This is a genomic window from Pseudomonas sp. 2822-17 (assembly GCF_002742485.1).
GTDB lineage: Bacteria > Pseudomonadota > Gammaproteobacteria > Pseudomonadales > Pseudomonadaceae > Aquipseudomonas > Aquipseudomonas cyclaminis.
The window spans coordinates 1-229 of record NZ_LJRZ01000246.1; the positions used below are offsets into that span (position 1 = coordinate 1).

1 protein-coding gene is annotated in these 229 nt (G+C 31.9%); it reads right to left on the minus strand.

What is annotated here, in order from left to right:
* Window positions 1-48 precede the first annotated feature (48 nt).
* Window positions 49-229, minus strand: a 181-nt coding sequence (locus AOA60_RS33260) for a hypothetical protein (protein ID WP_218240532.1), incomplete at its 5' end; no start/stop codon positions are given.

Below are 229 nucleotides of genomic sequence, written 5' to 3' on the forward strand. Positions count from 1 at the left end.
GTTCATCATCTACTATGAGTATTGTTTTCAGTTGTGTAATTTTCATTTTTACTCCTCCATTAAAGGGACTCGAATGAACACAGAGGTTCCTTTTCCTAACTCACTTTCTATACTAATGCCTGTTTTCATAACTTCAGAATCATAAGTATTATAAGCAAGGCGTAATCTTTGATTAACATTTAATAGAGCTAAACCGTGTTTTGTAGAATCAACTTTGTTTTCGTAAGTT